Origin of the sequence: Achromobacter sp., from assembly GCF_032113835.1 — a bacterium.
GTDB lineage: Bacteria > Pseudomonadota > Gammaproteobacteria > Burkholderiales > Burkholderiaceae_B > Achromobacter.
This window is the reverse complement of sequence record NZ_DAMCTG010000001.1, coordinates 180,962-206,956: the sequence shown is the minus strand read 5'-3', so window position 1 is coordinate 206,956 and position 25,995 is coordinate 180,962. Positions and strand designations below refer to the sequence as shown.

The 25,995-nt window shown below is 67.4% G+C and carries 20 protein-coding genes; 7 read left to right on the top strand and 13 right to left on the bottom strand.

The genetic code is table 11. The annotated features are described in order from the left end of the window. Window positions 1–2: 2 nt before the first annotated feature. Entirely contained in the window at window positions 3–1,418 is a 1,416-nt protein-coding gene (locus tag RT697_RS00880) for an FAD-binding oxidoreductase (protein WP_313696558.1), read from the bottom strand. Between the two features lie 120 nt (window positions 1,419–1,538). After that, on the bottom strand, window positions 1,539–2,171 hold the full coding sequence (locus tag RT697_RS00875) for a BPTD_3102 family carboxylase-like protein (RefSeq protein WP_313696557.1): 633 nt from the start codon (window positions 2,169–2,171) through the stop codon (window positions 1,539–1,541). A gap of 316 nt (window positions 2,172–2,487) precedes the next feature. Here RT697_RS00875 and RT697_RS00870 point away from each other — a divergent pair, with 316 nt between their 5' ends. Next, a complete protein-coding gene (locus tag RT697_RS00870) occupies window positions 2,488–3,879 on the top strand; it encodes a phosphomannomutase/phosphoglucomutase (RefSeq protein WP_313696556.1) in 1,392 nt (463 codons plus the stop codon). A gap of 7 nt (window positions 3,880–3,886) precedes the next feature. Then, entirely contained in the window at window positions 3,887–5,434 is a 1,548-nt protein-coding gene (pgi, locus tag RT697_RS00865) for a glucose-6-phosphate isomerase (RefSeq protein WP_313696555.1), read from the top strand. On the opposite strand, the gene RT697_RS00860 is transcribed toward pgi, so the two are convergent. The 10 genes from RT697_RS00860 to coq7 all read right to left on the bottom strand — a co-directional run bounded on the left by RT697_RS00860 (window position 5,424) and on the right by coq7 (window position 18,263). Continuing rightward, window positions 5,424–6,557 carry a glycosyltransferase family 4 protein gene (locus RT697_RS00860; protein WP_313696554.1) on the bottom strand — a complete coding sequence of 378 codons (1,134 nt, stop codon included), beginning with the start codon at window positions 6,555–6,557 and terminating at the stop codon, window positions 5,424–5,426. The two genes, pgi and RT697_RS00860, sit on opposite strands and share 11 nt — an antisense overlap. Then, window positions 6,554–7,711, bottom strand: a complete 1,158-nt coding sequence (locus RT697_RS00855; protein WP_313696553.1) for a glycosyltransferase — start codon at window positions 7,709–7,711, stop codon at window positions 6,554–6,556. Before RT697_RS00855 ends, RT697_RS00860 begins: the two co-directional genes overlap by 4 nt. Continuing rightward, window positions 7,708–8,823 carry a glycosyltransferase family 4 protein gene (locus RT697_RS00850; protein ID WP_313696552.1) on the bottom strand — a complete coding sequence of 372 codons (1,116 nt, stop codon included), beginning with the start codon at window positions 8,821–8,823 and terminating at the stop codon, window positions 7,708–7,710. The genes RT697_RS00855 and RT697_RS00850 overlap by 4 nt, the downstream gene beginning before the upstream one ends. Before the next feature lie 3 nt (window positions 8,824–8,826). Continuing rightward, window positions 8,827–10,758 carry an asparagine synthase (glutamine-hydrolyzing) gene (gene asnB, locus RT697_RS00845; protein WP_313696551.1) on the bottom strand — a complete coding sequence of 644 codons (1,932 nt, stop codon included), beginning with the start codon at window positions 10,756–10,758 and terminating at the stop codon, window positions 8,827–8,829. Between the two features lie 44 nt (window positions 10,759–10,802). After that, the gene (locus RT697_RS00840; RefSeq protein ID WP_313696550.1) at window positions 10,803–11,945 is read right to left on the bottom strand and encodes a glycosyltransferase family 4 protein; all 1,143 of its coding nucleotides are present in this window, start codon (window positions 11,943–11,945) and stop codon (window positions 10,803–10,805) included. Continuing rightward, entirely contained in the window at window positions 11,946–13,295 is a 1,350-nt protein-coding gene (gene murJ, locus RT697_RS00835) for a murein biosynthesis integral membrane protein MurJ (RefSeq protein ID WP_313696549.1), read from the bottom strand. It lies immediately after the preceding gene. Beyond that, entirely contained in the window at window positions 13,292–14,317 is a 1,026-nt protein-coding gene (locus tag RT697_RS00830; RefSeq protein WP_313696548.1) for an SDR family oxidoreductase, read from the bottom strand. The genes murJ and RT697_RS00830 overlap by 4 nt, the downstream gene beginning before the upstream one ends. Window positions 14,318–14,329: 12 nt before the next feature. Next, window positions 14,330–15,607 carry a Vi polysaccharide biosynthesis UDP-N-acetylglucosamine C-6 dehydrogenase TviB gene (gene tviB / locus RT697_RS00825; RefSeq protein ID WP_313696547.1) on the bottom strand — a complete coding sequence of 426 codons (1,278 nt, stop codon included), beginning with the start codon at window positions 15,605–15,607 and terminating at the stop codon, window positions 14,330–14,332. Window positions 15,608–15,698: 91 nt separating this feature from the next. Then, entirely contained in the window at window positions 15,699–16,805 is a 1,107-nt protein-coding gene (locus RT697_RS00820; RefSeq protein WP_056325286.1) for an MraY family glycosyltransferase, read from the bottom strand. 780 nt (window positions 16,806–17,585) lie between these two features. After that, a complete protein-coding gene (gene coq7, locus RT697_RS00815; RefSeq protein WP_313696546.1) occupies window positions 17,586–18,263 on the bottom strand; it encodes a 2-polyprenyl-3-methyl-6-methoxy-1,4-benzoquinone monooxygenase in 678 nt (225 codons plus the stop codon). 123 nt (window positions 18,264–18,386) lie between these two features. Here coq7 and RT697_RS00810 point away from each other — a divergent pair, with 123 nt between their 5' ends. The 4 genes from RT697_RS00810 (at window position 18,387) to RT697_RS00795 (ending at window position 22,947) form a co-directional block, all read left to right on the top strand. Beyond that, window positions 18,387–18,830: an OsmC family protein gene (locus tag RT697_RS00810; RefSeq protein WP_056559005.1), complete on the top strand. Its 444-nt coding sequence runs from the start codon at window positions 18,387–18,389 to the stop codon at window positions 18,828–18,830. Window positions 18,831–18,944: 114 nt separating this feature from the next. Then, complete coding sequence (locus tag RT697_RS00805; protein WP_313696545.1) at window positions 18,945–19,916, top strand: thymidylate synthase; 972 nt, start codon at window positions 18,945–18,947, stop codon at window positions 19,914–19,916. Window positions 19,917–20,323: 407 nt separating this feature from the next. Continuing rightward, window positions 20,324–22,387, top strand: coding sequence for an EAL domain-containing protein (locus RT697_RS00800; protein WP_313696544.1), 2,064 nt, complete (start codon window positions 20,324–20,326; stop codon window positions 22,385–22,387). 74 nt (window positions 22,388–22,461) lie between these two features. Further along, window positions 22,462–22,947 carry a dihydrofolate reductase gene (locus RT697_RS00795; protein WP_313696543.1) on the top strand — a complete coding sequence of 162 codons (486 nt, stop codon included), beginning with the start codon at window positions 22,462–22,464 and terminating at the stop codon, window positions 22,945–22,947. A gap of 56 nt (window positions 22,948–23,003) precedes the next feature. On the opposite strand, the gene RT697_RS00790 is transcribed toward RT697_RS00795, so the two are convergent. Continuing rightward, window positions 23,004–24,422, bottom strand: a complete 1,419-nt coding sequence (locus tag RT697_RS00790) for a PLP-dependent aminotransferase family protein (RefSeq protein ID WP_313696542.1) — start codon at window positions 24,420–24,422, stop codon at window positions 23,004–23,006. A 158-nt stretch (window positions 24,423–24,580) separates the two neighbouring features. Between RT697_RS00790 and RT697_RS00785 the strand changes: the two genes are divergently transcribed. Beyond that, complete coding sequence (locus RT697_RS00785; protein WP_056559025.1) at window positions 24,581–25,906, top strand: aspartate aminotransferase family protein; 1,326 nt, start codon at window positions 24,581–24,583, stop codon at window positions 25,904–25,906. Window positions 25,907–25,995: the final 89 nt, after the last annotated feature.

Below are 25,995 nucleotides of genomic sequence, written 5' to 3'. Positions count from 1 at the left end.
CGTTATGCCTGCAGCACCTTGCCGGGGTTCATGAGGCCCTGGGGATCCAGCGCCCGCTTGATCCGGCGCATCAGCGCAAGTTCGACAGGGTTCTTGTAGCGCGGCAGCTCGTCGCGCTTCAGTTGGCCCACGCCGTGTTCGGCACTGATGGACCCTTTGTGCGCGTGCACGCTGTCATGCACGACGCCATAGATCTCGCCTTGCAGCGCCAGCAGCTCGGCTTCGGTCTGCCCCGGCGCATGGGCCACGTTGTAGTGCAGGTTGCCGTCGCCCAGATGGCCGAAGATCACGTGGCGCACGCCCGGAAAGCGCGCCTGCAGCAAGGCGTTGGTCTTGTGGACGAATCCGGCGATCGACGAGATGGGGATCGACACATCGTGCTTGACCGACTTGCCGAGCTCGGCTTCGGCCAGCGGAATGCTCTCGCGCAGGTGCCACAGCGCCTTGCTTTGCGAGACATTGGCGGCGATGGCAGCGTCGTTCACCAGGCCGGCCTCGATGGCGTCGCCCAGCACGGCCTCGAAGCGCTCGCGGGCGTGGGTCTCGCTTTCGCTGTCGGACAGTTCCAGCAGCGCGAACCAGGGCGAAGCCGCCGACTCGCCTTCAAAAGGCAGGCGCTGCTGCGGGAAGAGGCGCACCACGCCTTGCAGGCAGGCGCCGCTCATGAGTTCGAATCCGGTCAGCGATGCGCCAAAGCCGGAACGGGCGCGGGACAGGACCTCGACGGCGTTGTCGATGCTGTCCAGCGTCAGCAGCGCCGTGCAGGACGCCACGGGGCGCGGATACAGCTTGAGGGTCGCGGCCGTGATGATGCCCAGGGTGCCTTCGCTGCCGATGTACAGGTCGCGCAGGTCGTAGCCGGTGTTGTCCTTGCGCAGGCCGCGCAGACCGTCCCAGATCTCGCCTTCGGCGGTCACGACCTCCAGGCCCAGCGTGAGGTCGCGCGTGTTGCCATAGCGCAGCACCTGCGTGCCGCCGGCATTGGTGGCCAGGTTGCCGCCGATGGTGCAGCTGCCTTCGGCCGCCAGGCTCAGCGGGAACAGGCGGTTCGCGGCGGCGGCGGCCTCCTGCACGGCCTGCAGGATGCAGCCGGCCTCGACCGTGATGGTGTCGTTGTCGGTGTCCAGTGCGCGCACCGCGGTGAGCCGCGCGGTGGACAGGACGACGGCGGTGCCGGTGTCGTCCGGCGTGGCGCCGCCGCACAGGCCGGTATTGCCGCCTTGCGGCACCACCGGTACCCCATGCTGTGCGCACAGCTTGATCGCGGCGGCGACTTCGGCCGTGGAACCGGGGCGAACAACCGCCAGGGCCGCGCCACGATAGCGCCGGCGCCAATCCAGCACATAGGAATCCGCGTCCGCGCCGGTCAGCACGTGGGAGTCGCCCAAGAGGGCCTGGAGATCGCTCAGCAGTGTCATGGATGCCGCACAGAGAGTCGGCCCGGCCGCCAGGGCCGGGCGCTGTTCATCGGATGTGCGGACTATTGTAGGGGCTGAGCGGCGCCCGCCGAAGCCCCTTGCGGGTGTGTGTCGGGCCGGTCAGCCGACCGCCTGGTCCAGCCGGGTGCCCGTCATGCCCGAGCAGAAGGCGCGGGAGGCGATGCGCTCCATCAGGAAGGCGCGGTCCACGCCGGCGGGTCCGGGCAATTCGGACAAGGCGCGGTAGGCGCGGCGCAGGACTTCGCCGCGGGTGGCGCCGCAAACCATGAGGTGGGTGCACGGCAGGCGGCGGTCGCCGCAGCCGTCGATGCGCACTTCCAGCACGTGCGCCGCGATGGAATCGTGTTCGGGGACCGGCACGTCCGGCGTGCGGGCCCGCGCCTGCGCGTCGATGACGCGGAATACGCCGCTGCGGTCGTCGAGCGAGAAAGACACCGTGCCGGCGGCCTGCCAGCCGCGGTCACGCGCCACGCTGGCGGCGACCGTGCGCAGCGCGCTTTCGATCGAAGCCGCCAAATGCGGCGCCGGGCATTCGGCGATCAGGACGCGGGCATCGCGCCAGACGCTGCGTTCCCAGGCGCGGCCGGTGGCCAGATCGCCCGTTGCGGCGGCAAAGACGTGGATATCGAGCCTGCGTTCGCGGCCGGCCGCCGGACCGGCAAAGTCCGTGGGTGGTCCCCGCCTGCTTGTGGCGCCGCCCGATGACATGACTGTGGAAACTTTGGCGCCCATGGCCCCTCCTGGTCTTTCTGCTTGCCCGGCAAGCGTATCACCTTCGGATGACGAGCAACTTTTATGCCATGCGCGGCTGCCCGGGAAGCTGCCTTTTCCGGCCGCGGACGTGCACCGGAAACAGGCGGCAGCGCCCCATGCGCCGCACCACGGCGGGGCAGGCCGCCCCGGGTAAATGCCCTACTCCGCCCGAAGGATGAAGCCCCCAGCGCCGATGGGGGATAATCCAGCTTTGGCCCTTGCCATAGCGGCGCGGATGCACGGGTAAACCATTACCCCGCAGCCGCCGCGCTGTCCCCCTAATCAAGGAACCGTCGTGGGCAACAATACACAATTTCCGGCTTCTGTTTTCAAGGCATATGACATTCGCGGCACGGTGCCGGACCTGATCGACGCCGCCTTCGCCCGGTCGCTCGGCGTGGCGCTTGCCGCCCGCGCCCGCGAGCAAGGCGTGCAGACGCTGGTGGTTGGCCGCGACGGCCGCCTCAGCAGCGAAATGCTGTCGCTCGCGCTGCAGGAAGGCATGTTGGAAGGTGGCGTGGACACGCTGGACGTCGGCATGGTCCCCACCCCGCTCGTGTACTTTGCCGCGAACATCATGCAGACGGGCTCGGGCGTGGCCATCACGGGCAGCCACAATCCCCCGAAGTACAACGGTTTCAAGATGATGATGGGCGGGCGCGCGCTGTACGGCGACGACGTCCAGCAACTGGCGCAGACCATGAACGGTGACGCGCCGGCGCCCGCGTCGGAGGCCGGCACGCGCCGCCAGCTCGACCTGGCGCAGACCTACATCGCCCGCGTTGCCTCGGGCGTGAAGCTCGCGCGTCCCATGAAGATCGCCATCGATTGCGGCAACGGCGTGGCCGGCGCGGTCGCGCCGCAGCTCTTCCGCGCGCTGGGCTGCGAAGTCGACGAACTGTTCTGCGAGGTGGATGGCAACTTCCCCAACCATCACCCCGATCCCGCCGAACCCAAGAACCTGCAAGACCTGATCAAGCACGTGGCCGAGACCGACTGCGAGCTTGGCCTGGCCTTTGACGGCGACGGCGACCGCCTGGGCGTGGTCACCAAGTCCGGACAGATCATCTGGCCCGACCGCCAGCTCGTCCTCTTTGCGCGCGACGTGCTCGAGCGCAATCCTGGCTCCACCATCATCTATGACGTCAAGTGCAGCCGCCACGTCGGCCTGTCGGTCGAAGCGGCCGGCGGCACCGCCCTGATGTGGAAGACGGGCCACTCGCTGGTCAAGGCCAAGCTGGCCGAAACCGGCGCGCCGCTGGCCGGCGAAATGAGCGGGCACATCTTCTTCAAGGAACGCTGGTACGGCTTTGACGATGGCCTCTACACCGGCGCGCGTCTGCTGGAGATCGTCTCTCGCTTTGCCGACGCCTGCGAGCCGCTGGAAGCCCTGCCGCAGGACGTGTCCACACCGGAACTGAAGCTGGAAATGGAAGAAGGCCAGCCGTTCACGCTGGTCAAGGCCCTGCAAGACCAGGGTCAGTTCCCCGACGCCAAACGCGTGATCACGATCGACGGCGTGCGCGCCGAATACGCCGACGGCTTTGGCCTGGCGCGGCCGTCGAACACCACGCCGGTCGTCGTGCTGCGTTTCGAAGCGCAAAGCGAAGCGGCGCTCGCGCGCATCCAGGCCGACTTCCGCCGCGAACTCGGCAAGCTCGCCCCGAACGCCACTCTGCCTTTCTGATCCGCCCATGTCGTTAGCCAACAGCCCCGCGTGGCAGCAGTTCATCGCCGCAACACGCACGGCATCCCGGGACGGCCAGACGCTGCGTCTCATCAATGCGCCGGGACTGCGCCTGGACCTGAGCGCCCAGGCGCAGTCGCCCGAACTGCTTGCCGCTTCGCAGGCGCTGCTGGTGCAGCAGGACTTCGAGGCCTGCCGCGCGCAGCTTTTTGACGGCGGCCACGCCAACTGGACTGAAGGACGCGCCGCCTGGCATACCGCCCTGCGCGCGGCCGAGCCGCCCGCCATGGTGGCCAAGGCGGTGCTGGCCGAGCGCGAACGCATGCGTGAATTCGTGCGCGCGGCCGATGCGGCGGGCCGTTACAGCTGCGTGCTGCATCTGGGCATCGGCGGCAGCGACTGGGGCCCCCGCATGGTCACCCGCGCCCTGCGCCACGAGGGCGCGCGCCGTGAGGTGCGCTTCGCCTCCAATGTGGACTCGCACTCGGTCGCCGACGCGATGAGCCGCCTGGATCCGCACAACACGCTGGTCATCGTCGCGTCCAAATCGTTCACCACGACCGAACCGCTGGCCAACGCCGAAGTGGCGATGAACTGGCTGCGCGAGGCCGGCGTCGCCGATCCCATCAAGCAGGTCGTGGCGATCACCTGCAATGTCGAGGCGGCGCTGAACCTGGGCATCCTGCCCGATCACATCTTCCAGATCTGGGACTGGGTGGGCGGGCGCTATTCGCTGTGGTCCGCCATCGGCCTGCCGGTTGCGCTGGCGCTCGGCAACGACACCTTCGACCAGCTGCTGGCGGGCGCCGCGGCCATGGACGAGCATTTCCGCAACGCGCCGCTGGCCGAAAACGCCCCCGTGCAGATGGCGCTTGCCGGCGTGGCCAACCGCAGCGTGCTGGGCTACGACTCGCTGGTCATCACGCCCTACGATTCGCGGCTGTATCACATCGTGCCGTGGGCCCAGCAGCTTGAAATGGAATCGCTGGGCAAGGTCGCGACCGCCGACGGCAGCCCTGCCGGTGTGCCGACCGGCCCCGCGGTGTGGGGTATGTCGGGCACGGATTGCCAGCACACGTTTTTCCAGTGGCTGCATCAGGACGCGGCGGGCGCGCCCGTGGATTTCATCCTGTGCGAACAGCCCGACCATGCCTATGCCCGTCACCACGAGCTGCTGGTGGCGAACTGCCTGGCGCAGCGCTCGGCGCTCTTGCGCGGCAAGACCTTTGAGGAAGCCCTGGCGGAGACCTCCGTCACGGAACGCGATCCGGCGCGCGCGCGCCTCCTGGCGCAGCACCGCGTACATCCGGGCGGACGGCCGTCGTCGCTGATCGTGCTGCCGCGCCTCGAAGCCTTCACGCTGGGCGCGCTGCTGGCGCTATACGAGCACAAGGTGTTCACGCAGGGCGTGATCTGGGGCATCAACCCGTTCGATCAGTGGGGCGTCGAGTTCGGCAAGGTATTGGCCAAGAACATCATGCGCGAGCTGGACGCGCCCCAGCCCAGCCAGCAGGACCCGTCCACGCGTTTCTGGATCGACGCGATCAGGCGCTGAGCGCGTCGTACAGCGCGACGTGGATGCGAGCGACCTGGTTGATGTCGAACTCGCGCTCCGCCAGCGCCCTGCCCGCCGTACCCATCGACTGGCGCAACGCCGCGTCTTCAGCAAGGCGCACAATGGCGTCAGCCAGCGCCGCGGCATCGCGCACCGGCACCAGAAGGCCGGTCACGTCCGGTTCGATGGCATCGCGGCAGCCCGGCACGTCGGTCGTCACGACCGCCCGCCCGCAGGCCGCGGCCTCGATCAACGATTTCGGCAGGCCTTCGCGATAGGAAGGCAGCACCGCGATGTGCGCGGCCGCGTACAGCGCCGCCACATCCGAGCGCTCGCCCAGCGCCTCTACACAACCTTCCTGCTGCCAGGCGTCGACGTCGGCCTGCGTGGCGGACGCCGGATTGCCGGCATCCAGACCGCCCACCAGTTGCATCGTCACCGGCACGCCGCGTTCACGCAGCAGTTTCGCCGCCTGCACGAACTCCTGAACGCCTTTGTCGCGCAGCAGGCGCGCCACCATCGTCACGACGACGGGCGGCGCGGGCGGCTCCGGCGTGGGCCGGTAGGCGTCCAGGTCGACGCCCGCGCCGCGGATGATGACCACCTGGTCCTCACGCACGGCGCCCAGGGACTTGAGCAGATCGCGGTCATTGGCGTTCTGGAAGATCACCCGGCTGTTCGGATGGCCCAGCGCGATGCGGTACAGGCGCGCCACCACGGCGCGCACCAGCCGCATCTTCAGCGAGTTGGACAGGAACACGAAGCCCAGTCCGGAGATCGCCGCGACCATGCCGGGCACACGGGCGATGCGCGCGGCGATGCCGCCGTACAACACGGGCTTGATGGTGACCAGGTGCACCACATCGGGACGCAGCCGGCGGAACAGGCGCACCAGCGCCAGCAGCGTGCCCAGTTCCTGCAGCGGATGCTTGCCGCTGCGCGTCATCGGAATGGGGTGATGTGTCATGCCCAGCGCCTGGATGTCGGCCACCGCCGGACCATCCATCGTCGCGACGTGGACGTCGTAGCCCGCCTTCTGTGCGGCCACGGCGACCGGCACACGATGCGACATGAAGAACGCCGGGTTGTTGACGACAAACAGCAGGCAGCGTCCGGCGCTCATGCTTGGACTCCAGAAATACGGCGCCAGACGGCGATGTAGCTTTGCACCATGCGCGCAAGATCAAAGTGTTCCAGAACGCGCGCGCGCCCGGGCTCGCCTGAACGCTCGCGGCCGCGTGCGGCCACGTCGCACAACGCGGACTCGATGCCGCGGGCCAGGGCCTCGGCCTGCTCGGGCGGCACCACCACGCCGGTGTCGCCGACGATGTAGGCGGCGTCGCCCACGTCGGTCACCACGCAATACACGCCGCACGCCATGGCCTCGGCCACCACGTTCGGAAAGCCTTCGGCGCAGCTGGACAGTACGTGCAGGTCCAGCCCGTTCATGACGGCGGGTACGTCGTCGCTAGGACCGTTGAGCACCACGCGGTCGCGCAGGTCCAGCTTGTCGAGCAAGGCGCCCAGTTGCGCATTGCCTTCGGTCATGTCGCGACCGATCAGCACGCAGCGCAATCCGGCGTCGCGTCCATCGCGCACCAGCGCGGCCACGGCGCGCAGCAGATTGGCGTGGTCCTTGAGCGGGTCCCAGCGCGCCACGCAGCCGATCACGGGCACGTCCTCGGACAGGCCCCAGGCGGCGCGAACGCGGGCGCGCGCCAGCGGATCCGGCGCGTAGCGCGACAAGTCGTAGCCGTTGGAGATCACGACCATGCGATCGCGGCGGTAGCCTTTTTCGGCGTGGCGCTCGGCGGCGTTCTGCGCCGCGCAGACGATTGCGCGCGGCACGCTGCCCGACAGCATCGCGCAGGCGCGCAGCACCAGCCGCGCCGACCGGCTGCTGCGCTCGAGGTGCGCGCCCGAATTGCGGATGCCCCAGGCGATGGCGCGAACACCCGCCAGGCGGGCAGCCAGGCCGCCGATCAGGTCGGCGTGATACATCCACGTCTGCACGGCGTCGGGACGGGTCGTGGCGATCAGGCGCCGCAACGCGAGGAAGCCGCCCAGGCTGACGCGGCCGCGCTTCATGCCCAGCGCATGCACCGCGACGCCCGCCGCGCGCAGACGCTCGCCGTAGAGGCCGTCATCGGTCAGCGACACGACCGTGTGCTCGACGTCCGCCTGCGGCCAGGTCGCCAGACGCGTCAGCACCGATTCGGCGCCGCCCTGGCCCAGCCCAGTGATGACATGCAGAATGCGCAGCGGCCGGGTGCTCATCGCCCCTCCCGCACCGCTTCGAACAGTTCATCCCATTCGGTCAGCACGCTGGACAACGCATAGCGCTGGCGCACGGCGACGGCGGCGCGCGCGCCCAGTTGCTCGCGCAGCGACACATCGCTCATCAGGCGATGCAGCGTATCGGTCATCCCGACCCGGTCGCCCGCCGGCACCAGCAGCGCGTCCTGGCCGTCTCGCGTCATCTCGCGCGGACCGCTGGGGCAATCGAACGCCACGCAGGGCAAGCCCAGCGACATGGCTTCAAGCAGCACATTCGGAAAGCCCTCGACCAGCGAACTGAGCACGAAGGCCTGCCCGCGCGCCAGTTCTTCCCAAGGCACTTCGGTGCGTCCCGGCAAACTGATGCGCGATTGCAGGCGCAGACGCGCCACCTGCTGCTGCAGCGCCTCGCGCTCGGGGCCTTCGCCCCAGATGCGCAGGTTCCAGTCGGGAAACTCCGGCGCAAGCTGCGCAAAGATGTCGATCAGGAGGTTGAACTGCTTGTCGGGCACCAGCCGCCCCATCGCGATCAGCTCGCGCGGGCCGGGCTCGTGGCGCTGCTGCACCAGCGGCGCATCCAGCAGCGGCGCGGGCAGCGGATTCGGGATGACGGCCAGGCGCCGGATGCCGGGCACCTGGCGCGCAAACGGACCGGCGGTGTCTTCGGCCTGCACGGTCACCATGTCGGCGCGCGGATAGAGCACGCGGCGCAGCTTGCGCCAGACGGAACCCGTGGTGGTTTCGGCGACCGGATTGGTGCGCTCGCAGACGATGAGCGGCACGTTCAAGCCGCGCGTGGCCAGAATGGCGGCCACGTTGACGTTGGTCAGGAAGGACACGACCACGTCGGGGCGCGAATCACGTATGTGCTTGCGCAGGGCCAGCAGCCGCTTGAAGGCCGCCATCCCGCCGGACACCCGGGTGCCGGCCAGGTCAGCCAGCCACGAAAGCTGGACCTTGTCAGACAGGGGGTAGAAGCAGGTGCCCTTGGACGAGTAGGTGGGCGTCAGGATGACGGTGTCGCCGCGCTCGGACCATGCGTTGACCAGGGTCGCCGCGACGCGTTCCGCGCCGCCGGCGTGCATGGAGCTGACCAGCATCAGTATTTTCATTCGTCAACGGTCCTCAATCGGTCCCCCTTGGTCCATTCCCGCGCGGTAGCGGTCCAGCCAGGCCTGCATCATCAACACGCCCCACAGATGGCTGTCCCAATTGCGATGTCCCGACGTGTGTTCACGCCATTTGCGCAGGATGGGTTCGGGTTCGAACCAGCCCTCCTGGCGCAGGCGCGCCGGATCCAGCAGCGCATCGGCCCATTCGCGCAGGGGGCCGCGCAGCCACGCGGCCAGCGGCACGGCGAAGCCGCGCTTGGGACGGTCGACCAGCGCCTGCGGCACATGGCGATGCAGCACCTGCCGAAGCAGCCACTTGCCCGTGTTGCCGCGCACCTTGTACTGGTGCGGCAGGCTCCAGGCGAATTCGTAAACACGGTGGTCGATCAGCGGCACGCGGGTTTCCAGGCTGACGGCCATTGCGGCGCGGTCCACCTTGACCAGGATGTCGTCGGGCAGATAGGTGACCGTGTCGAGCTTCATCATCGACTCGAAGAACGACCCCTGCATGGCGCGTTCGAACACCGACCCGGGTTCGACGCCGCCCTTCACGACGCTGGCCGGGTCCGCCCAGTACGAGACGAACTGGCGGTAGAACTCGCCGCGCGTATCGGCGCGCAGCAGCTCGCCCAGCTTGCCGACCTTGCCGCGCCATGCGCCGCGGCCGGGAAGATGGGTGGTGGCGCTGAGCATCGCGCCGGCCGGCTTGCGCAGCAGCCCGGGCACGCGTTCGAACTGGCGCCACCAGTTGTCCACGCGGAAGTAACGCGAATAGCCGCCGAAGAGTTCGTCGCCGCCGTCGCCCGACAAGGCCACCGTTACGTGCTGGCGCGCCATGCGCGTGACCAGCGACGTGGGAATCTGCGACGAGTCGGCAAAGGGCTCGTCATACATGTCGGCCAGCGTGGGAACGACCGCCAGCGCGTCGTCCGCGGTGACGTAGAGTTCGGTGTGATCGGTGCCCAGATGCGTGGCCACGGCCTTGGCGTGCTGCGCCTCGTCGTAGCCCTTCTCGTGAAAGCCGATAGCGAACGTGCGCACCGGCTGCGAGCTTTGCGCCTGCATCAGCGCCACGATCGTCGACGAATCGATGCCGCCGGACAGGAACGCGCCCAGACTCACGTCGGACAGCATCTGGCCGCCCACGGCCTTGGACAGCACGCTTTCAAGCGCATCGGTGGCCTGCGCGTCGGAGTCGAACGACAGGCGCGACTGCGCGGCCGCATCGGCGGCCTCGCGCGCCGACCAGTACACGCGCGGCTCCGGCATGCGGCGGCTGCGCGTATCGTCGGCCGAGAACTCGACCCACGTGCCGGGCGGCAGCTTGGCGATGCCTTCGTAGATGGATTGCGGCGCGGGAATGTAGTTGTGCCGCATGAACGACGCGAGCGCGTTGCGGTTCAGGTTGCGCCCGAAGCCCGGAATCGGCATCAGGCCCTTGAGCTCGGACGCGAACACAAGTTCAGCATTGGAATAGCCGTAGTACAGCGGCTTTTCGCCCATGCGGTCGCGCGCCAGCACGAGCTTGCGCGAGGCCTTGTCCCACAACGCGATGGCGAACATGCCGACCGAGGCTTGCAGCGTGGCTTCGATGCCCAGCGCGGTAAAGCCCGCGAGGAGCGTCTCGGTGTCCGAGTGACCGCGCCACGCCGGCGCCAGCGCCGATTGCTCGAGCTGCTTGCGGATGTCCAGGTGGTTGTAGACCTCGCCGTTGAACACCATCACGTAGCGGCCGCAGGCGGACGTCATGGGCTGGTGGCCCGCTTCGGTCAGGTCCAGGATCGCCAGGCGCACGTGCGCCAGCGCGATTCCCGCGTCGGCGTCTTCCCAGAAGCCATTGCTGTCCGGCCCGCGGTGGCGGATGCGGCGGCAGCTATCCGCCAACACCTGTTCCTTGTTCCCCAGGGGACCCCAAATTCCGACTATTCCACACATGATGTTGTTCTCGTGTTCACCGTGGCAACGGCGCGCTCGGGGCCCTAGCGGCCCGACGCCCGGACGCCGTCAAAAAGTTCCTGCCATTTCCGCAGCACGCGCGCGGCCGAGAATCGGTCGCGCACGTCGGTTGCCGCCTGCGCCATGCGCGCGCGGCCATTGTCATCGCCCATGACCGCGTCCAGCGCCTTGCACAGCGCGGGCACGTCGCCATTGGGCCGAACCAGCACGCCGTCGATGCCTTCGCGCACGATCTCGCGCGGGCCCGTATCGCAATCGAACGACACCGCCGCCAGGCCGCTCGCCATGGATTCGAGCAGGGTGTTGGACAGGCCTTCGAAGCGCGAGGTCAGTACATAGAGATCGGCGCTGTCGTACCAGTCGCCCACATTGCCGGCGCGGCCGGGCATCGAGATGCGCGATTCCAGGCCGGCCTCGCGGACCTGCGCTTCAAGCGCCTGGCGTTCGCTGCCTTCGCCCAGAATAACCAAGTCCCAGCCGGGATGCGACGGCGCCAGGCGCGCGAAGGCCTGGATCAGCAGGTCGAAGCCCTTGTCGCCATGCAGCCGGCCGACCGCCAGCAGACGCTTGCGGCCGTCTTGCGGCGCCGGCATCACGATGGGCTCGGCGCGCGGCAACGGAAAGTGGACGGGATTGGGAATAACTGCCAGCCGCGAGCCCGGCACATGCTGTTCCAGCCAGTCGGCGGTGCCGCGGGTCAACGCGACGACGCGCGCGGCGCGCGGGTACGTCAGCCGGCGCAGCCGCTGCCAGAAGCCTGACAGGGTCTGCGACGGCGGATGGGTATGTTCGGTGGCGATGACGCGGCAGTTCAGACCCGCGCAGGCCAGCACGGACAGCACGGACGCCGTGGTCATCATGCCCAGCACGATGTCGGGCCGGAACGATTTGACGACGCGGCGCAGCGCGCGCACGCGCTGGATGTTGCTGAGGATGCCGCGCAACCCGCCGCCCTCGCCCGCCGTGTGCAGGACTTCGCGCCGGACCTTGGGATGCAGCGCATACACGTCGCCGTCGGCGCTGGCCTGCGTGACCACCATGACCTCGCTGCCCTCGGCCGCCCAGTGGGCGCTCAGGTCCGCGGCGACGCGCTCAGCGCCCCCGCCATGCAGGGAATGGATGAACAGCAACACGCGCGCCGGACGAGCGGAGTCGGCAACGGACATTCAATCGGCCTCCTTGGGTTCGGCCTTGCGCATGGCCACCGCCAGGTAGCACGCGAAGGACAGCACATACATGAGGCTGGTGGCCAGCATGATGCCGGCCGCGCCCATGCGGGGCGCGAGCACGGTGTTCAGCACGGCCTTCAGCGCAAAGTTGGCGACGGCGATGGCGGCCATGATGCGGTAGCGATTCTGGCTGGCCAGAAGCTGCACCAGGATCAGCACGCCGAAGTAGAACGGCAGTTGCAGCAGTCCCCAGCGCAGGACGTGCGCGACAGCTTCGGTGTTTTCCGCGGTAAACGCGCCGCGCTGGAACAGCACCGACACGCCCCACGGCGCCAGGACCCATCCCAGCGCCACGGCGGCGGCGCCCGCCAACACCATCAGCAGCGACCACTTGAGCGCCATGCTGCGCGCACGCGCCGTATCGCCACGCGCCTGCACGTCGGCCAGCACGGGAAGCGCGGCGCGGCCCACGGACACCGCCCCGATGCCCAGCAGCAAGGACAGCAGCCGGCTTGCGTAGCCCAGCGTGGCGTTGGCATTCGCGCCGAGGTTGGCGGCGGCGTATTGATCCAGCGGACCGACGAAGCTCATGGCGACCTGGCCGATCAGCATCACGCCGGCCGCGCTCATCAGCTCGGGCCAGTGCGGCGACTTCAGCGACAGGCGCGGCGCGCCCCAGAAGCCGCCGTCGGCACGCGCGGCCAGCCAGGCCAGCCAGACGGTCTGAATCGCGTAACCGACCAGCGTGCCCCACAGCAGGGGGCCGACGCCCTCGGCGCTGACGGCCAGCATGACCCACGCCAGCGTCGCCACGGCAGGCACGCTGTCGAGCAGCGTGTTGACGTGGCGTTCCTGCGCGCGCAGCCGCGCGGCGCTGATGCCCGCGATCAGCAGCAGGGCCGACACGGGCGCGAAGGCGACAAGCAGGTCGCCCGTCATGGCGCGCACTTGCGCCGACAGGCCCTGCCCCAGCCAATCCACCACGTACGGCCAGGCAAACCACGTCAGCAAGGCGAGTGCGACGCCGGCGGCGGCGACCCAGCCCTGAAGCTCGCGGATGAAGAGTTCTTTCTCGGCCCCGCCGGTGCGCGCCAGGCGCACCAGCACCGGGATCAGCACCACCGACAGCACGCCCACGATCGTGACCGGCAGCCAGGTGCCCATGGTCATCGTGAACTGGTAGGCGTCCACGGCGTCGCTGACGCCGTAGCGGTACGCCACCGCCATCTCCTTGATGGCGCCGGCGGCCTTGCCCAGCAGCAGAAACACCGCCACCCGGAACGCGCCCTTGAAGATGCGCTGATGATCCGGGTGGATGTTGCCGAGTTTTCGGACGAGTGCTTTCAACGCAGGAATTGCGTGTACCAGGGCATGGCGACTTCCAGGCCTTGCAGCACCGTGTGCGTGGGCGCGTAGCCCAGCAGGCGGCTGGCCTTGCCGATGTCGGCCTGCGAGTGGCGAACATCGCCCGCGCGGAAGTCACCGTAAACCGGCTGCTTGCCGTAGTCCACGCCCTGGTTGCCCAGGGCCTGCACCAGGAAGCCGAACAGCTGGTTCAACGTGCTGCGGCCGCTGACGGCCACGTTGTAGACCTGGTTGCGGGCCTCCGGCGCGGCCAGCACGCCCAGGATGTTGGCCTGCACCGCGTTTTCCACAAAGCAGAAGTCGCGGCTGGTCTCGCCGTCGCCATTGATGGTGACGTCCTTGCCCTGGATCATCGCGGCGGTCCACTTGGGGATCACGGCGGCGTAGGCGCCGTCCGGATCCTGCCGTTTGCCGAACACGTTGAAGTAGCGCAGGCCCACCGTCTCGAAGCCATACGAACGCGCGAAGACGTCGGCGTACAGCTCGTTGACGTACTTGGTCACGGCGTAAGGCGACAGCGGCTTGCCGATGTTTTCCTCGACCTTGGGCAGCGCCGGATGGTCGCCGTAGGTGGAGCTGGACGCCGCATAGACGAACGACTTCACCTTGGCGTCGCGCGCCGCCACCAGCATGTTCAGGAAACCGCTGATGTTGACCTCGTTGGTCGTGATGGGATCGTTGAGCGAACGCGGCACCGAGCCCAGCGCGGCCTGGTGCAGCACGTAGTCCACACCTTCGGCTGCGCGGCGGCAGGCGTCCAGGTCACGGATGTCGCCTTCGATGAAGGTGAAACGCGACCATTGCTCCGGCGAAACGGAAGCCTGAACTTCGTCCAGGTTGCGCTGATGGCCGGTGGCGAAGTTGTCCAGGCCGGTCACGGTCTGGCCGAGCTTGAGCAGGGTTTCCAGCAGGTTCGAACCGATGAAGCCGGCGCAGCCGGTCACCAGCCACTTGCGCGGCGCGGCGGCCAGTTCCTGCGTGACAGTCTCGAATCGTGTGGTCATGGCGAAATCCCCTTACAGACGGATGTCGGATTCAGCGGGCGACAGCACGTACTTCAGGTCGTACAGGATATGTTGCGGCTTGCCGAGCTTGCGGATGCCTTCGGCGCCCATGTCCTTGAACTGGTTGTGCGCAACGGCCAGGATCACGGCGTCGTACTTGCCCTCGTCGGGCTTGGCCACCGGGGTCAGCCCGTATTCGTGCATGGCTTCGTCAGCGTCGACCCACGGATCGTAGATGTCCACGTCGACGTTGTAGTCGCCCAGTTCACGGACGATGTCCACGATGCGCGTGTTGCGCAGGTCGGGGCAGTTTTCTTTGAAGGCCAGGCCCATCACCAGCACGCGGGCGCCCTGCACGTGAATGCGGCGCTTGGTCATGCATTTGACCAGCTGCGACACCACGTAGCTGCCCATCGAGTCGTTCAGGCGGCGGCCCGCCAGGATGATCTCGGGGTGGTAGCCGATGGATTGCGCCTTGTGCGTCAGGTAGTAGGGGTCCACGCCGATGCAGTGGCCGCCGACCAGACCCGGACGGAACGGCAGGAAGTTCCACTTGGTGCCGGCGGCTTGCAGCACGGCTTCGGTGTCGATGCCCATCTTGTTGAAGATCAGGGCCAGTTCGTTGATCAGCGCGATGTTCACGTCGCGCTGCGTGTTTTCGATCACCTTGGCGGCCTCGGCCACGCGGATGCTGGACGCCTTGTGCGTGCCGGCGGTGATGATTTCCTTGTAGAGCTGGTCGACCAGCGTGGCGACTTCCGGGGTCGAGCCGGAGGTGACCTTCTTGATCGTGCTGACGCGGTGTTCCTTGTCGCCCGGGTTGATGCGCTCGGGGCTGTAGCCCGCAAAGAAGTCCACGTTGTACTTCAGGCCCGACACGCGCTCCAGGACCGGCACGCAGTCTTCTTCGGTGGCGCCCGGGTAGACGGTGGATTCATAGATGACGATGTCGCCGCGCTTGAGCACCGCGCCGATCGTTTCGCTGGCCTTGACCAGCGGGGTCAGGTCCGGCTGCTTGTATTCGTCGATGGGGGTGGGCACGGTCACGATGAACACGTTGGCCTCGCCCAATCCGGCGCGTTCGGCGGTGTAGCTCAGCTGACTGGCCTCGGCCAGCTCGGCGTCGCTGACTTCCAGCGTATGGTCGTGGCCCGCTTTCAGCGCGTCGATACGGCGCGTGTTGATGTCAAAGCCAATGACGGGGCGCTTCTTGCCGAATTCAACGGCCAGGGGCAGACCGACGTAGCCAAGGCCGACGACAGCGAGTTTCACATCCTGGATTCGCAACATAACTCTCCCTTCACCGTAGAACGTTTACGGCATTTTAAAGATGACTGATGATGGATACCGAGCCCCCGACGGCGATCGCCGGGGCACTCAACTAATCGGTGGTTCGCAACACGGACGGCAGCAGCAGCCAACCCGGGCGGCGCCAGGAGACCAGGCGCGCATACAGCCAGATATAGACGCTGGCAAAGACAACCAGGCTGGCGCTCAGGGCCCAGGCGTTGTCCCACCAGATCGTGGCTGGCACCAGCCCGATCAGCGCCAGGACCCACATGTACGGGGACGCCAGCGCATTGCACAGCGCGGGGACGGCGTGGCGCCGGCCGCGGCTGAAGGTAACCCGGACCAGCCGGCGGAACACGAGCTGGTGCAAGTGCAGCGCATCGGGCTGGTCAACCGGCACGCCGCGCTTGAAGCGGCGGCGCCAGATCGAGAAACCGGTTTCGAATACGGGGTAGAACAGGACCGCCAGGGCGTAGAACGGCGACACGGACGGGTTGCGCACGACCAGCAGCACGGCCAGTTCGGCCAGCATGAAGCCCAGGAAGTACGCACCGCCATCGCCCAGGAACACGCGTCCGAACGGGAAGTTCCACACCAGGAAGCCCAGGGTTGCCGACGCCAGCGCCGCGGCCACCAGGAAGATCGGCACATCGCCGACCTGCAGGGCCACAAGGCTGATCGACACCGCCATCAACGTGGCGACCATGCCGGCCAGGCCGTTCATGCCGTCAACGATATTCAGGGCATGGGTACAGCCACCCACCGCGAACATGGTGAACAGCAGCGACACCGGCCAGAACGACAACACGTAATCCACAGGGGCCATGCCGACGCGGCTGACGCCGCCCAGCAGCCACCACGCGATGGCTGCGGATAGAAAAGCGGCCAGCAAACGCTTGCTGGCGCCGATGTCCTTGGTAATGTCTTCAAGCAGGCCGGCCACGAAAACGGGCAACGCCGCGACGAAGAGCGCGGGCCACAGCCAGGTCAGGGTCATGTTGCTGGGTCCGAGGACCAGCAGGCCAGCCAGCGTACCGGCAAGCACAGCCAGACCGCCGACGCGAGGCGTCGCGCGGGAGTGGTTGGCTTGGGGCTTGTTGAGGTCGCTATCGCCGGTAAAGGCGCCATGCCAGCGTTCGGACGCCACGATGAGTCCCCCCACCATGAACGCGACCACGCATATATACAGCCAGGTCACTGGATCACCTCTGGTTGGTCTATCGAGACAGGCCCGCCATTATCGGAGGCAGGTGTAACGCCCATATATGGGAGGGATAAGGAAGTGCAATTCCGAGGCACAGAACGTAACGCGCGCAGGCGGGCTTTCCGTCCGCCGCGCATGTGACTGGAACGCGCTGGCGCCGGGGCGCCTGGCAGTGCTGGTTTCATGTGGGGGATTGTAGAGCGTTCCGCCTCTGGGCACGCGAAATAAGCAAGGGAAAACGCGAAGGCCCGAGGGTCCCGCGCAGGGAGGCGTTGCGCGGGTTTTTGCCGTCATCGCTTACAAATAGGGACGCAACGATTCAGGGCAAAAAAAAGCCCGAGATCGTGAGATCTCGGGCTAAATCCACCAAAGGAGGAGGGTGGAGGAGACAACCGTGGCATGTTGGGAGCGGGACTTCAGCTCGCTGCGCTTCCGGGGTTTTCACCGCGCCGTCTGCGTTTCAACATCCAATGACTGAATAGTACCTACGTTTTTTGTGCGTTGCAAGATTTTTTTTGCGCTATTTTCTGAGGCGCCCGCCGCGTTGCTTTTTTGCTGCAAGAATCGCGGCGCCCCTCTGGAAACCCGCGCCAGGCAATGTCCTGGCCAAAAACGGGGTTTTTGCCGAACGGGTTTTCCCCTTTCGGACTAACCCTGAACGATAGCGGGTATTCCCACCCTGGCCTGCGCACCAAAATGGTGCATTACGCACCACGAGGCGGCCAAATTTGCGCATTGCAACATTTTTTGCAGGCGCGGTTTCAAGTGGGCAGATCAGATCCAATAGGCGGTGGTCGTCATCACCTTGGACATGGCGCGCATGGCCATTTTCACGGGCGCCGGCAGCGGCACGCCCCCTGCCTGTTCGGCGCTGGCGCGGTGCTGGGCCTCGTCGTCCTTCATCTTTTGGACGATCTGGCGCGAGCGCTCGTCCTGCACCGGCAAGGTGCGCAGGTGTTCGTCCAGATGGGCCTCGACCTGCTTTTCGGTTTCGGCCATGAAGCCCAGATTGCGCGGCACGCCGGCCACGCTGGCCATCACGCCCAGGGCGAACGATCCCGCGTACCAGACCGGATTGAGCAGACTGGGCCGGCTGCCCAGTTCGTTCAGGCGCTCGTTGCACCAGACCAGATGGTCGACTTCTTCGGCGGCGGCGTTCAGCAGCAGCGCGCGCGGGCCGGCTTCCTTGCACACCGACGCCTGGCCGCGGTACAGCGCCTGGGCGCAGACCTCGCCGACGTGGTTGACCCGCATCAGGCCGGCCGCGTGGCGCTTTTCTTGCACCGACAGGGTCTGCGGCGATTCCTGGGCGGTTGCGGGATACGCCCGGCCGGCGCTGGCGTTGCCCGAAAGCACCCGCAACGCACGGTCGGTTTCGGCCAGCAGGGCATCCAGGGGACCGGGACGGCGGCGCAGGGAATCGGGGCCGGATTTGGACAACGTGGTGGACATGGCAGCTCCTAGGCAAAGCGGACGCCCTGCACCCCTGATGCGGGGTGGGGTTCTCCTGCCCGGGATTGTACGCAACGGGTATCATCAGCCATTGACTGCGCTCAAGCTCAAGGACTCACTGAAATGGAATGCACGATCGACTGGGGCGGCCCCACCGGCATGCTCTTCACCGCCAGCACGGGTAGCGGCCACGTGGCCGTGATGGACGGCGCCGTGGATGGCGGCGGCCACAACCTGGCGCCCCGCCCCATGGAAATGCTGCTGGCCGGCACGGGCGGCTGCACCGCCTATGACGTGGTCCTGATCCTCAAGCGTGGCCGCCATGCGGTCACGGGTTGCAGCGTCAAGCTGCAGGCCGAGCGCGCCGGCACCGACCCCAAGGTCTTCACGAAGATTCACTTCGCCTTCACCGTCACCGGCGCCAATCTGCCGCGCGCGGCCGTCGAACGCGCCGTGCAACTCTCCCACGAGAAATACTGCTCGGCGTCGGCCATGCTGGAAAAGACCGCCGAGATGACGTTCTCCGTCGACATCGTCGACACGCAGGAAGCCGCCGCTACCGCCTGAGCCGCTTGCGCGGCCGTGGTGTAATTCGGCATTCACCATATATAGGCGCCGCCGCGGCACGTCCGCGGCGGCGCGCTTGCTTCCCGGACCGGGACCGCAGGCACAAGGATCGTCATGAAACAATACCTGGACCTCGTTCAATCCATCCTCGACACCGGCTCGTGGCAGGAAAACCGGACCGGCATCCGCACCCTCAGCATGCCGGGCGCCTCGCTGCGCTTCGACCTGCAGCAGGGCTTTCCCGCCGTCACCACCAAGAAGCTGGCGTTCAAGTCGGCCATTGGCGAAATGGTGGGTTTCCTGCGCGCCTCGCGCAGCGCGGCCGAATTCCGGGAACTCGGCTGCAAGGTCTGGGACCAGAACGCCAACGAAAACGCGCAGTGGCTGGCCAACCCCTACCGCGAAGGTCCTGACGATCTGGGTCCGGTCTACGGCGTGCAGTGGCGCCAGTGGCCGGCCTACAAGATGCTGGACGCCAGCCGCCCGGCGCAGATCGAAGACGCGCTGTCGCGCGGGTACGCCAAGGTGGCCGACCTTGAAGAAGGCGGTGTGCCGAAGGTGCTGCTGTACAAGGCGGTCGACCAGTTGCGGCAATGCCTGGATACCATTCACGAGCGCCCGGGCGACCGCCGCATCCTGTTCCACGGCTGGAACTGGGCGCAGATCGAGGAAATGGCGCTGCCGCCTTGCCACCTGCTCTATCAGTTCCTGCCCAACGCGACGACGCGCGAGATCTCGCTGTGCCTGTACATCCGGTCCAATGACGTGGGCCTGGGCACGCCGTTCAACCTGACCGAAGGCGCGGCGCTGCTGCATCTGGTCGGACGCCTGACCGGCTACACCCCGCGCTGGTTCACGTATTTCATCGGCGATGCGCATATCTATGAGAACCACCTGCCGATGCTGCGCGAGCAACTGACGCGAACGCCGTATGAATCGCCCCGTCTCTTGCTCTCGGACCGTATTCCCGATTTCGCCGTGACGGGCCGCTACGAGCCCGAGTGGCTCGAGAAGGTCGAACCCGGCGACTTTTCGTTGTCGGGCTACACGCACCACGCGCCGCTCACGGCCGCGATGGCGGTCTGACCCTTGCGCCGGCAGCGCCGGCGCCCGCCTTTCAGGGCATATCAGCAACACGCCGGAGGCCCGTCCGGCGTCCGATTCCTTGCACGCCCCGCAGCAGGTGAAGATTGGTGAGCTTCTGGAAGCGCGATTTCGGTATAACCCATCCCTTAGCCACGGACGCGCGTCCAGCATGCCGCGCGCCCCGTTGCTTTCGACCGGCCCTTCGGGCGCGCCATGCCGAGCGCCCGAACCGCGCCGACCGCTGGCGTTGCCGCGCCCAATTCCCCATCCCCATAAAAAGAATGTGAGAAAAGCCAGCGACGAGAGCAGGATCCTCCTTGCGACCGGAATGCAACTGTCGACTACCAATTGAATTGAAAATCGTGCCCCGCGCCGCGGCTGTATGCGCTTAGGACAGGACCCCACAAATGCTCGTTGGAACTTATAACCCTGCGCTCGTCCTCGTATCCCTAGGGGTCGCCATCCTGGCGTCGTATACGGCGTTGGGCATGGCCAACCGCGTGAAGGCGTCGAGCGGTCTGCCTGCCGCGAAGTTCTGGCTGGCGGGCGGCGCGTTCGCGATGGGCATCGGGATCTGGTCGATGCACTTCGTGGGCATGCTGGCCTTCAGCCTGCCCATCCCCATGGGCTACGACCTGCCCCTGACCGTGCTGTCCCTGGCCATCGCCATCGGTTGCTCGGCCTTCGCGCTGTGGATGGTCTGCAAGGACGAACTGCCGTGGGGCCGTCTGACCGCGGGCGCGCTGCTGATGGGATCCGGCATCGCGGCGATGCACTACATCGGCATGGCCGCGATGCGCATGTCGCCGGGCATCGACTACGACCCGGCGTGGTTCGCGCTGTCCGTGGCGATCGCGATTGCCGCGTCCGGCGCGGCGCTGTGGATCACCTACCGGCTGCGGCAGGACGGGCCGCGCGTGGCGCTGTCGCGCCCGTTGGCCGCCGGGGTCATGGGGCTGGCGATCGTGGGCATGCACTACACGGGCATGGAAGCCGCGGCGTTTCCGGCGGGCAGCATCTGCATGGCCGCCAATGAGGGCATCTCGGCCGGCTGGCTGGCCATTGCCGTGACCGCGGTCACGCTGAGTGTGCTGGCGATTGCCCTGGTGGTGGCCGTGCTGGACAACCGGCTCGAGGCGCGCACGTCGGCGCTGGCCTCGTCGCTGGCCGAAGCCAATGAAGAGCTGGTGCAACTCGCGCTGCACGACACACTGACCAAACTGCCCAACCGCATCCTGCTGGAAGACCGGATGGAACAGGCCATCGAAAGCGCCACCCGCCGCCGGGGCCATTTCGCGGTGCTGTTCTTCGACCTGGATGGTTTCAAGGCCGTCAACGACGCCTACGGACACCACACCGGCGACGCACTCCTGATCGACCTGGCGCAGCGCATCCGCCAGGCCTTGCGCACGCAGGACACGGTCGCGCGCCTGGGCGGCGACGAGTTCATCGTGCTGAGCGAGGTGATCGAACCCACCGACGCGGCCAATGTGGCGGATCGGCTGATCGACGCCATCGCACGCCCCGTCACGGTGTATGGCCACGAAGTGCTGGTGACGTCCAGCGTGGGCATCGCCGTCTATCCGAATGACGGCCAGGACACCCACTCCCTTCTGACCAATGCCGACGCGGCGATGTACCACGCCAAGCGGCTGGGCGGCACGGGCTACAGCTTCTTCGAGCCGTCCATGAACGCGGACGCGCACGAGCAGATCGAGCTGCTGCACGACCTGCGGCTGGCGCAGGAGCGCGGCCAGTTCGTCCTGCATTACCAACCCAAGTACGAAGCGCCGGCCGGCCCCATCATGGGCGCCGAGGCGCTGCTGCGCTGGAACCACCCGACGCGCGGCCTGGTCGGGCCGGACCAGTTCATTCCCACGGCGGAAAAGACCGGCCTGATCCTGTCGATCGGCGAATGGGTCATCAACGAAGCCTGCCGCCAGATGCGCGAATGGATCGACGTCGGCCAGGGCCACTGGACCATCGCCGTCAACATCTCGGCGCTGCAGTTTTCGCATGCCAGCCTGGTCGAGACGGTGCGCTCGGCGTTGGCGCGCAATGGCGTCCCCCCTGCCTGCCTGACGATCGAAGTGACCGAGTCGACCGCGATGCGCGACGCGGAAGCCAGCCTGACGGTGCTCAAGCGCCTGTCCGAGCTGGGCGTCACGATCTCCATCGACGATTTCGGCACCGGCTATTCCAGCCTGCTTTATCTGAAGCGGCTGCCCGCGACAGAACTGAAGATCGACCGCGGCTTTGTGAACCAGCTGGACAACGACAACGAAGATGCGGCCATCGTCTCAGCCATCGTGGCGCTGGCGCAGCAGCTCAACCTGCGCATCGTGGCCGAAGGAGTCGAGACCGCCGCGCAGCAGAAATTCCTGACCGGGCTGGGCTGCGATTCGCTGCAGGGCTTTCTGCTGGGCAAGCCCATGCCGGCCACCGAATTCCTGGAACACGCGGGGACCTGACGGGCGGGCGGTCTCTCGCAATTTGCTACGCTTACGGGGTCGTTCCGGCTCAACCCTTACCGTTGCAAGCACGCATGCCCGCCAGCCTCACCCTGATCGTCGCCTATTCCACCAACCGCGCCATCGGCCGCGACAACGCCCTGCCCTGGAAACTGCCGGGCGACCTGGCGCATTTCAAGCGCAGCACGCTGGGCCATCCCATCATCATGGGCCGCAAGACGTGGGACTCGCTGGGCCGTCCCCTGCCCGGCCGCAGCAACATCGTCATCAGCCGCAATCCCGATTTCAGCGCCGCCGGCGCCATCCTGGCGCCCACGCTGGAGGCCGCAGTGGCCGCCTGCGGCGACATCGAAGAAGCCTTCGTGATCGGCGGCGCGCAGATCTACGCGCAGGCCCTGCCGCTGGCCCGGCGCGTGCTGGCCACCGAGGTCCATGCGGACGTCGAGGGCGACGCGTTCTTTCCGCTGCTGCCGTCTTTCCAGTGGAAGGAAACGGCGCGCGAACCCCAGCCTGCCGAAAACGGCTACGACTACGATTTCGTCACGTACGAACGGGTCTGAAGATTCAGGCCTGACGATTCAGGCCTGATGCAGCGGCCGCAACGCATCGGGCCGGCCTACGCCGCGCCCGCGTTGCGCATGAACCGCCACAGCGCGGGCGCCGCCGAATACGCCACATTGAAGCGCACCCACGCCGTGTCGGCTTCGTCCGCCTCGAAGTACGAGCCGGGCGCCAGCCAGATGCCGTCCTTGAGCGCCAGTTCGGCCAGGCCGTTGGCGCCGCGCTCGCGCCACGTTCCCGCCACCTTCGCCCACAGAAACAGGCCCCCCTGCGGCCTGCCGTAGATTTCGAAGCCGTGCTGGCGCATCTGCTCGGCGACTTCGGTGTGCGCTTCGGCCAGCCGCTCGCGGGTGCGCGCGATGTGGGCGCGGTAGCGGCCCTCGCGGATGACCTGGTGGACGATGCGCTCCATGATCTCGGGCGTTGTCAGCCCCACCGCCATCTTGGTGCGCGCGATGTCGCGGACCAGATCGCGGTGCGCCACCACATAGCCCACCCGCACCGACGGGCTGATGACCTTGGAATAGCCGCCCAGATAGACGACCCGGCGCGCGCCATCCAGCGCGGCCAGCATCGGCGTCACCCCCGGCGCCAGTTCGCGCGAGATGTCGTCTTCCACCACCCACAGCCCGTGCCGCTCGGCCGCTTGCAGGATGCGGAACGCATTGGCCATGGTGATGCTGGCGCCCGAGGGATTCTGCAGCGCCGTATTGATGAAGAGCGCCCGCGGCCGGTGCTGAGCCGCCACGCGTTCCAGCGCGTCGCAGTCCAGGCCGTCGACGGTGCGCGGCACCGCGATGACGCGCAGTCCGGCCAGGCGCAGCATCTGCAAGAGATTCGCGTAGGCCGGCTGCTCGACGACCACCGTGTCGCCCGGTCGCAGCAGCGTGCGGATCACGGTGTCCAGCCCGTGGGTCACCCCCTGCGTCAGCAGCACCTGCGACGCCTCGACCTCCATGCCCTGCGCGCTCAGGCTGGCCGCGATGGTCTCGCGCAGCGGCGCGTAGCCGTAGGGATGGCCGTAGTTGGCGATCCGCATCGCGGGCACGCGGCCCATGTGGCGCAGCGCCAGGTGCAGCCCTTCTTCATTCAGCCATTCGCCGGGCAGCCAGCCGCACCCCGATTTGATGGGAATGGAATGGTCGGCAAAGATGTCCGACAGCAGCCACCCGGCGTTCAGCCGCGGCGGCTCCCAGGACAGGGGTTCGACCCGGCGGGCGGGCGCGTCGGGCGACGCCACCCGGTAGCCCGCGCCCGGCCGCGCCGCCAGCCAGCCCTGCGACACCAGCCGGCTGTAGGCGCTGGCCACGGTAAAGGTGCTGACGCCGTACTGGCGTGCGAACTCGCGGACCGAGGGTAGGGACATACCCGGACGCAGGGTCTGCGCCTCGACGGCGCGCAGGATGGCGGCGACAAGCTGCTCGACGAGGGTGGGCGCGGCCCCGCGGCCGCGGACGGGTTGGAAGTCGATCACGGACTAACTGTACAGTTGCAACGCTCTCAACTATACAGTTAGCGCCAAATGCGCGGATTGTATATTTTCATTCCCCGCGGGACGTTCCAGAATCGTCCGAATCCCGCTGCCCGCGCGCGTTTCGCGGCGGCTGCGGTTGTCCCCCTCCTGGAGTCACCATGAACGCCCCCGCCCAGTTGCCCGACCTGTCCCATCTCTGGATGCCCTTCACGGCCAACAAGCAGTTCAAGGCCCAACCGCGCATGCTGGCCAAGGCCAAAGGCATGTACTACACGTCCACCGATGGCCGTCAGATCCTGGACGGCACCGCGGGCCTGTGGTGCGTCAATGCCGGCCACGGCCGCGAAGAGATCGTCGAGGCGATCGCCCGCCAGGCTGGCGTCATGGACTACGCCCCGGGCTTCCAGCTGGGCCACCCGCTCGCCTTCGAGGCCGCCACGGCAGTCGCGGGCCTGATGCCGCAGGGAATGGACCGCGTGTTCTTCACGAATTCGGGCTCCGAATCCGTCGACACCACACTGAAAATTGCCCTGGCCTACCACCGCGCACGCGGCGAAGGTCAGCGCACCCGCCTGATCGGCCGCGAGCGCGGCTACCACGGCGTGGGCTTTGGCGGCATCTCGGTGGGCGGCATTTCGGCCAACCGCAAGACGTTCTCGGGCGCCCTGCTGCCCGCCGTGGACCACCTGCCCCACACCCACAACATTGAGCAGAATGCCTACTCGAAGGGCCAGCCCGCCTGGGGCGCGCACCTGGCCGAGGAACTGGAGCGCATCATCGCCCTGCACGATGCGTCGACCATCGCCGCCGTGATCGTCGAGCCCATGGCCGGCTCCACCGGCGTGCTGATTCCGCCGAAGGGCTACCTGGAAAAGCTGCGCGAGATCACCGCCAAGCACGGCATCCTGCTGATTTTCGATGAGGTCATCACCGCGTACGGCCGTCTGGGCGCCGCCACGGCATCCGAGTTCTTCGGCGTGACGCCGGACATCATCGCCATGGCCAAGGGCGTCAGCAACGCCGCCGTTCCCGCTGGCGCCGTCGCGGTCAAGCGCGAAGTGCACGACGCCATCGTCAACGGCCCGGCGGGCGGCATCGAATTCTTCCACGGCTACACCTATTCGGCGCACCCGCTGGCCGCCGCCGCCATCCTGGCCACGCTGGACATCTATCGCCGCGAAGACCTGTTTGGCCGCGCCCGCAAGCTGTCGGGCGCGTTCCAGGAAGCCGCGCACAGCCTGAAGGGCGCGCCCAACGTCATCGACGTGCGCAACCTGGGCCTGGTGTCCGGCATTGAACTGGCGCCGCGCGCAGGCGCCCCGGGGGCACGCGCAGCCGAAGTCTTCCAGCGCTGCTTCGACAGCGGCCTGATGGTGCGCTACACCGGCGATATCATCGCCGTCTCGCCGCCGCTCATCATCGACGAAGCCCAGATCGGCCAGATCTTCGAACAGATCGGCAAGATCCTGAAAGAGGTTGCCTGATCCTTCCTTATCCGCGCGCCCGCATGGCGCGCGGCGCCACAGACCCGCGCATGGGCGGCCCCAGGCCGCCCAGCCGCATTTTTGACGAA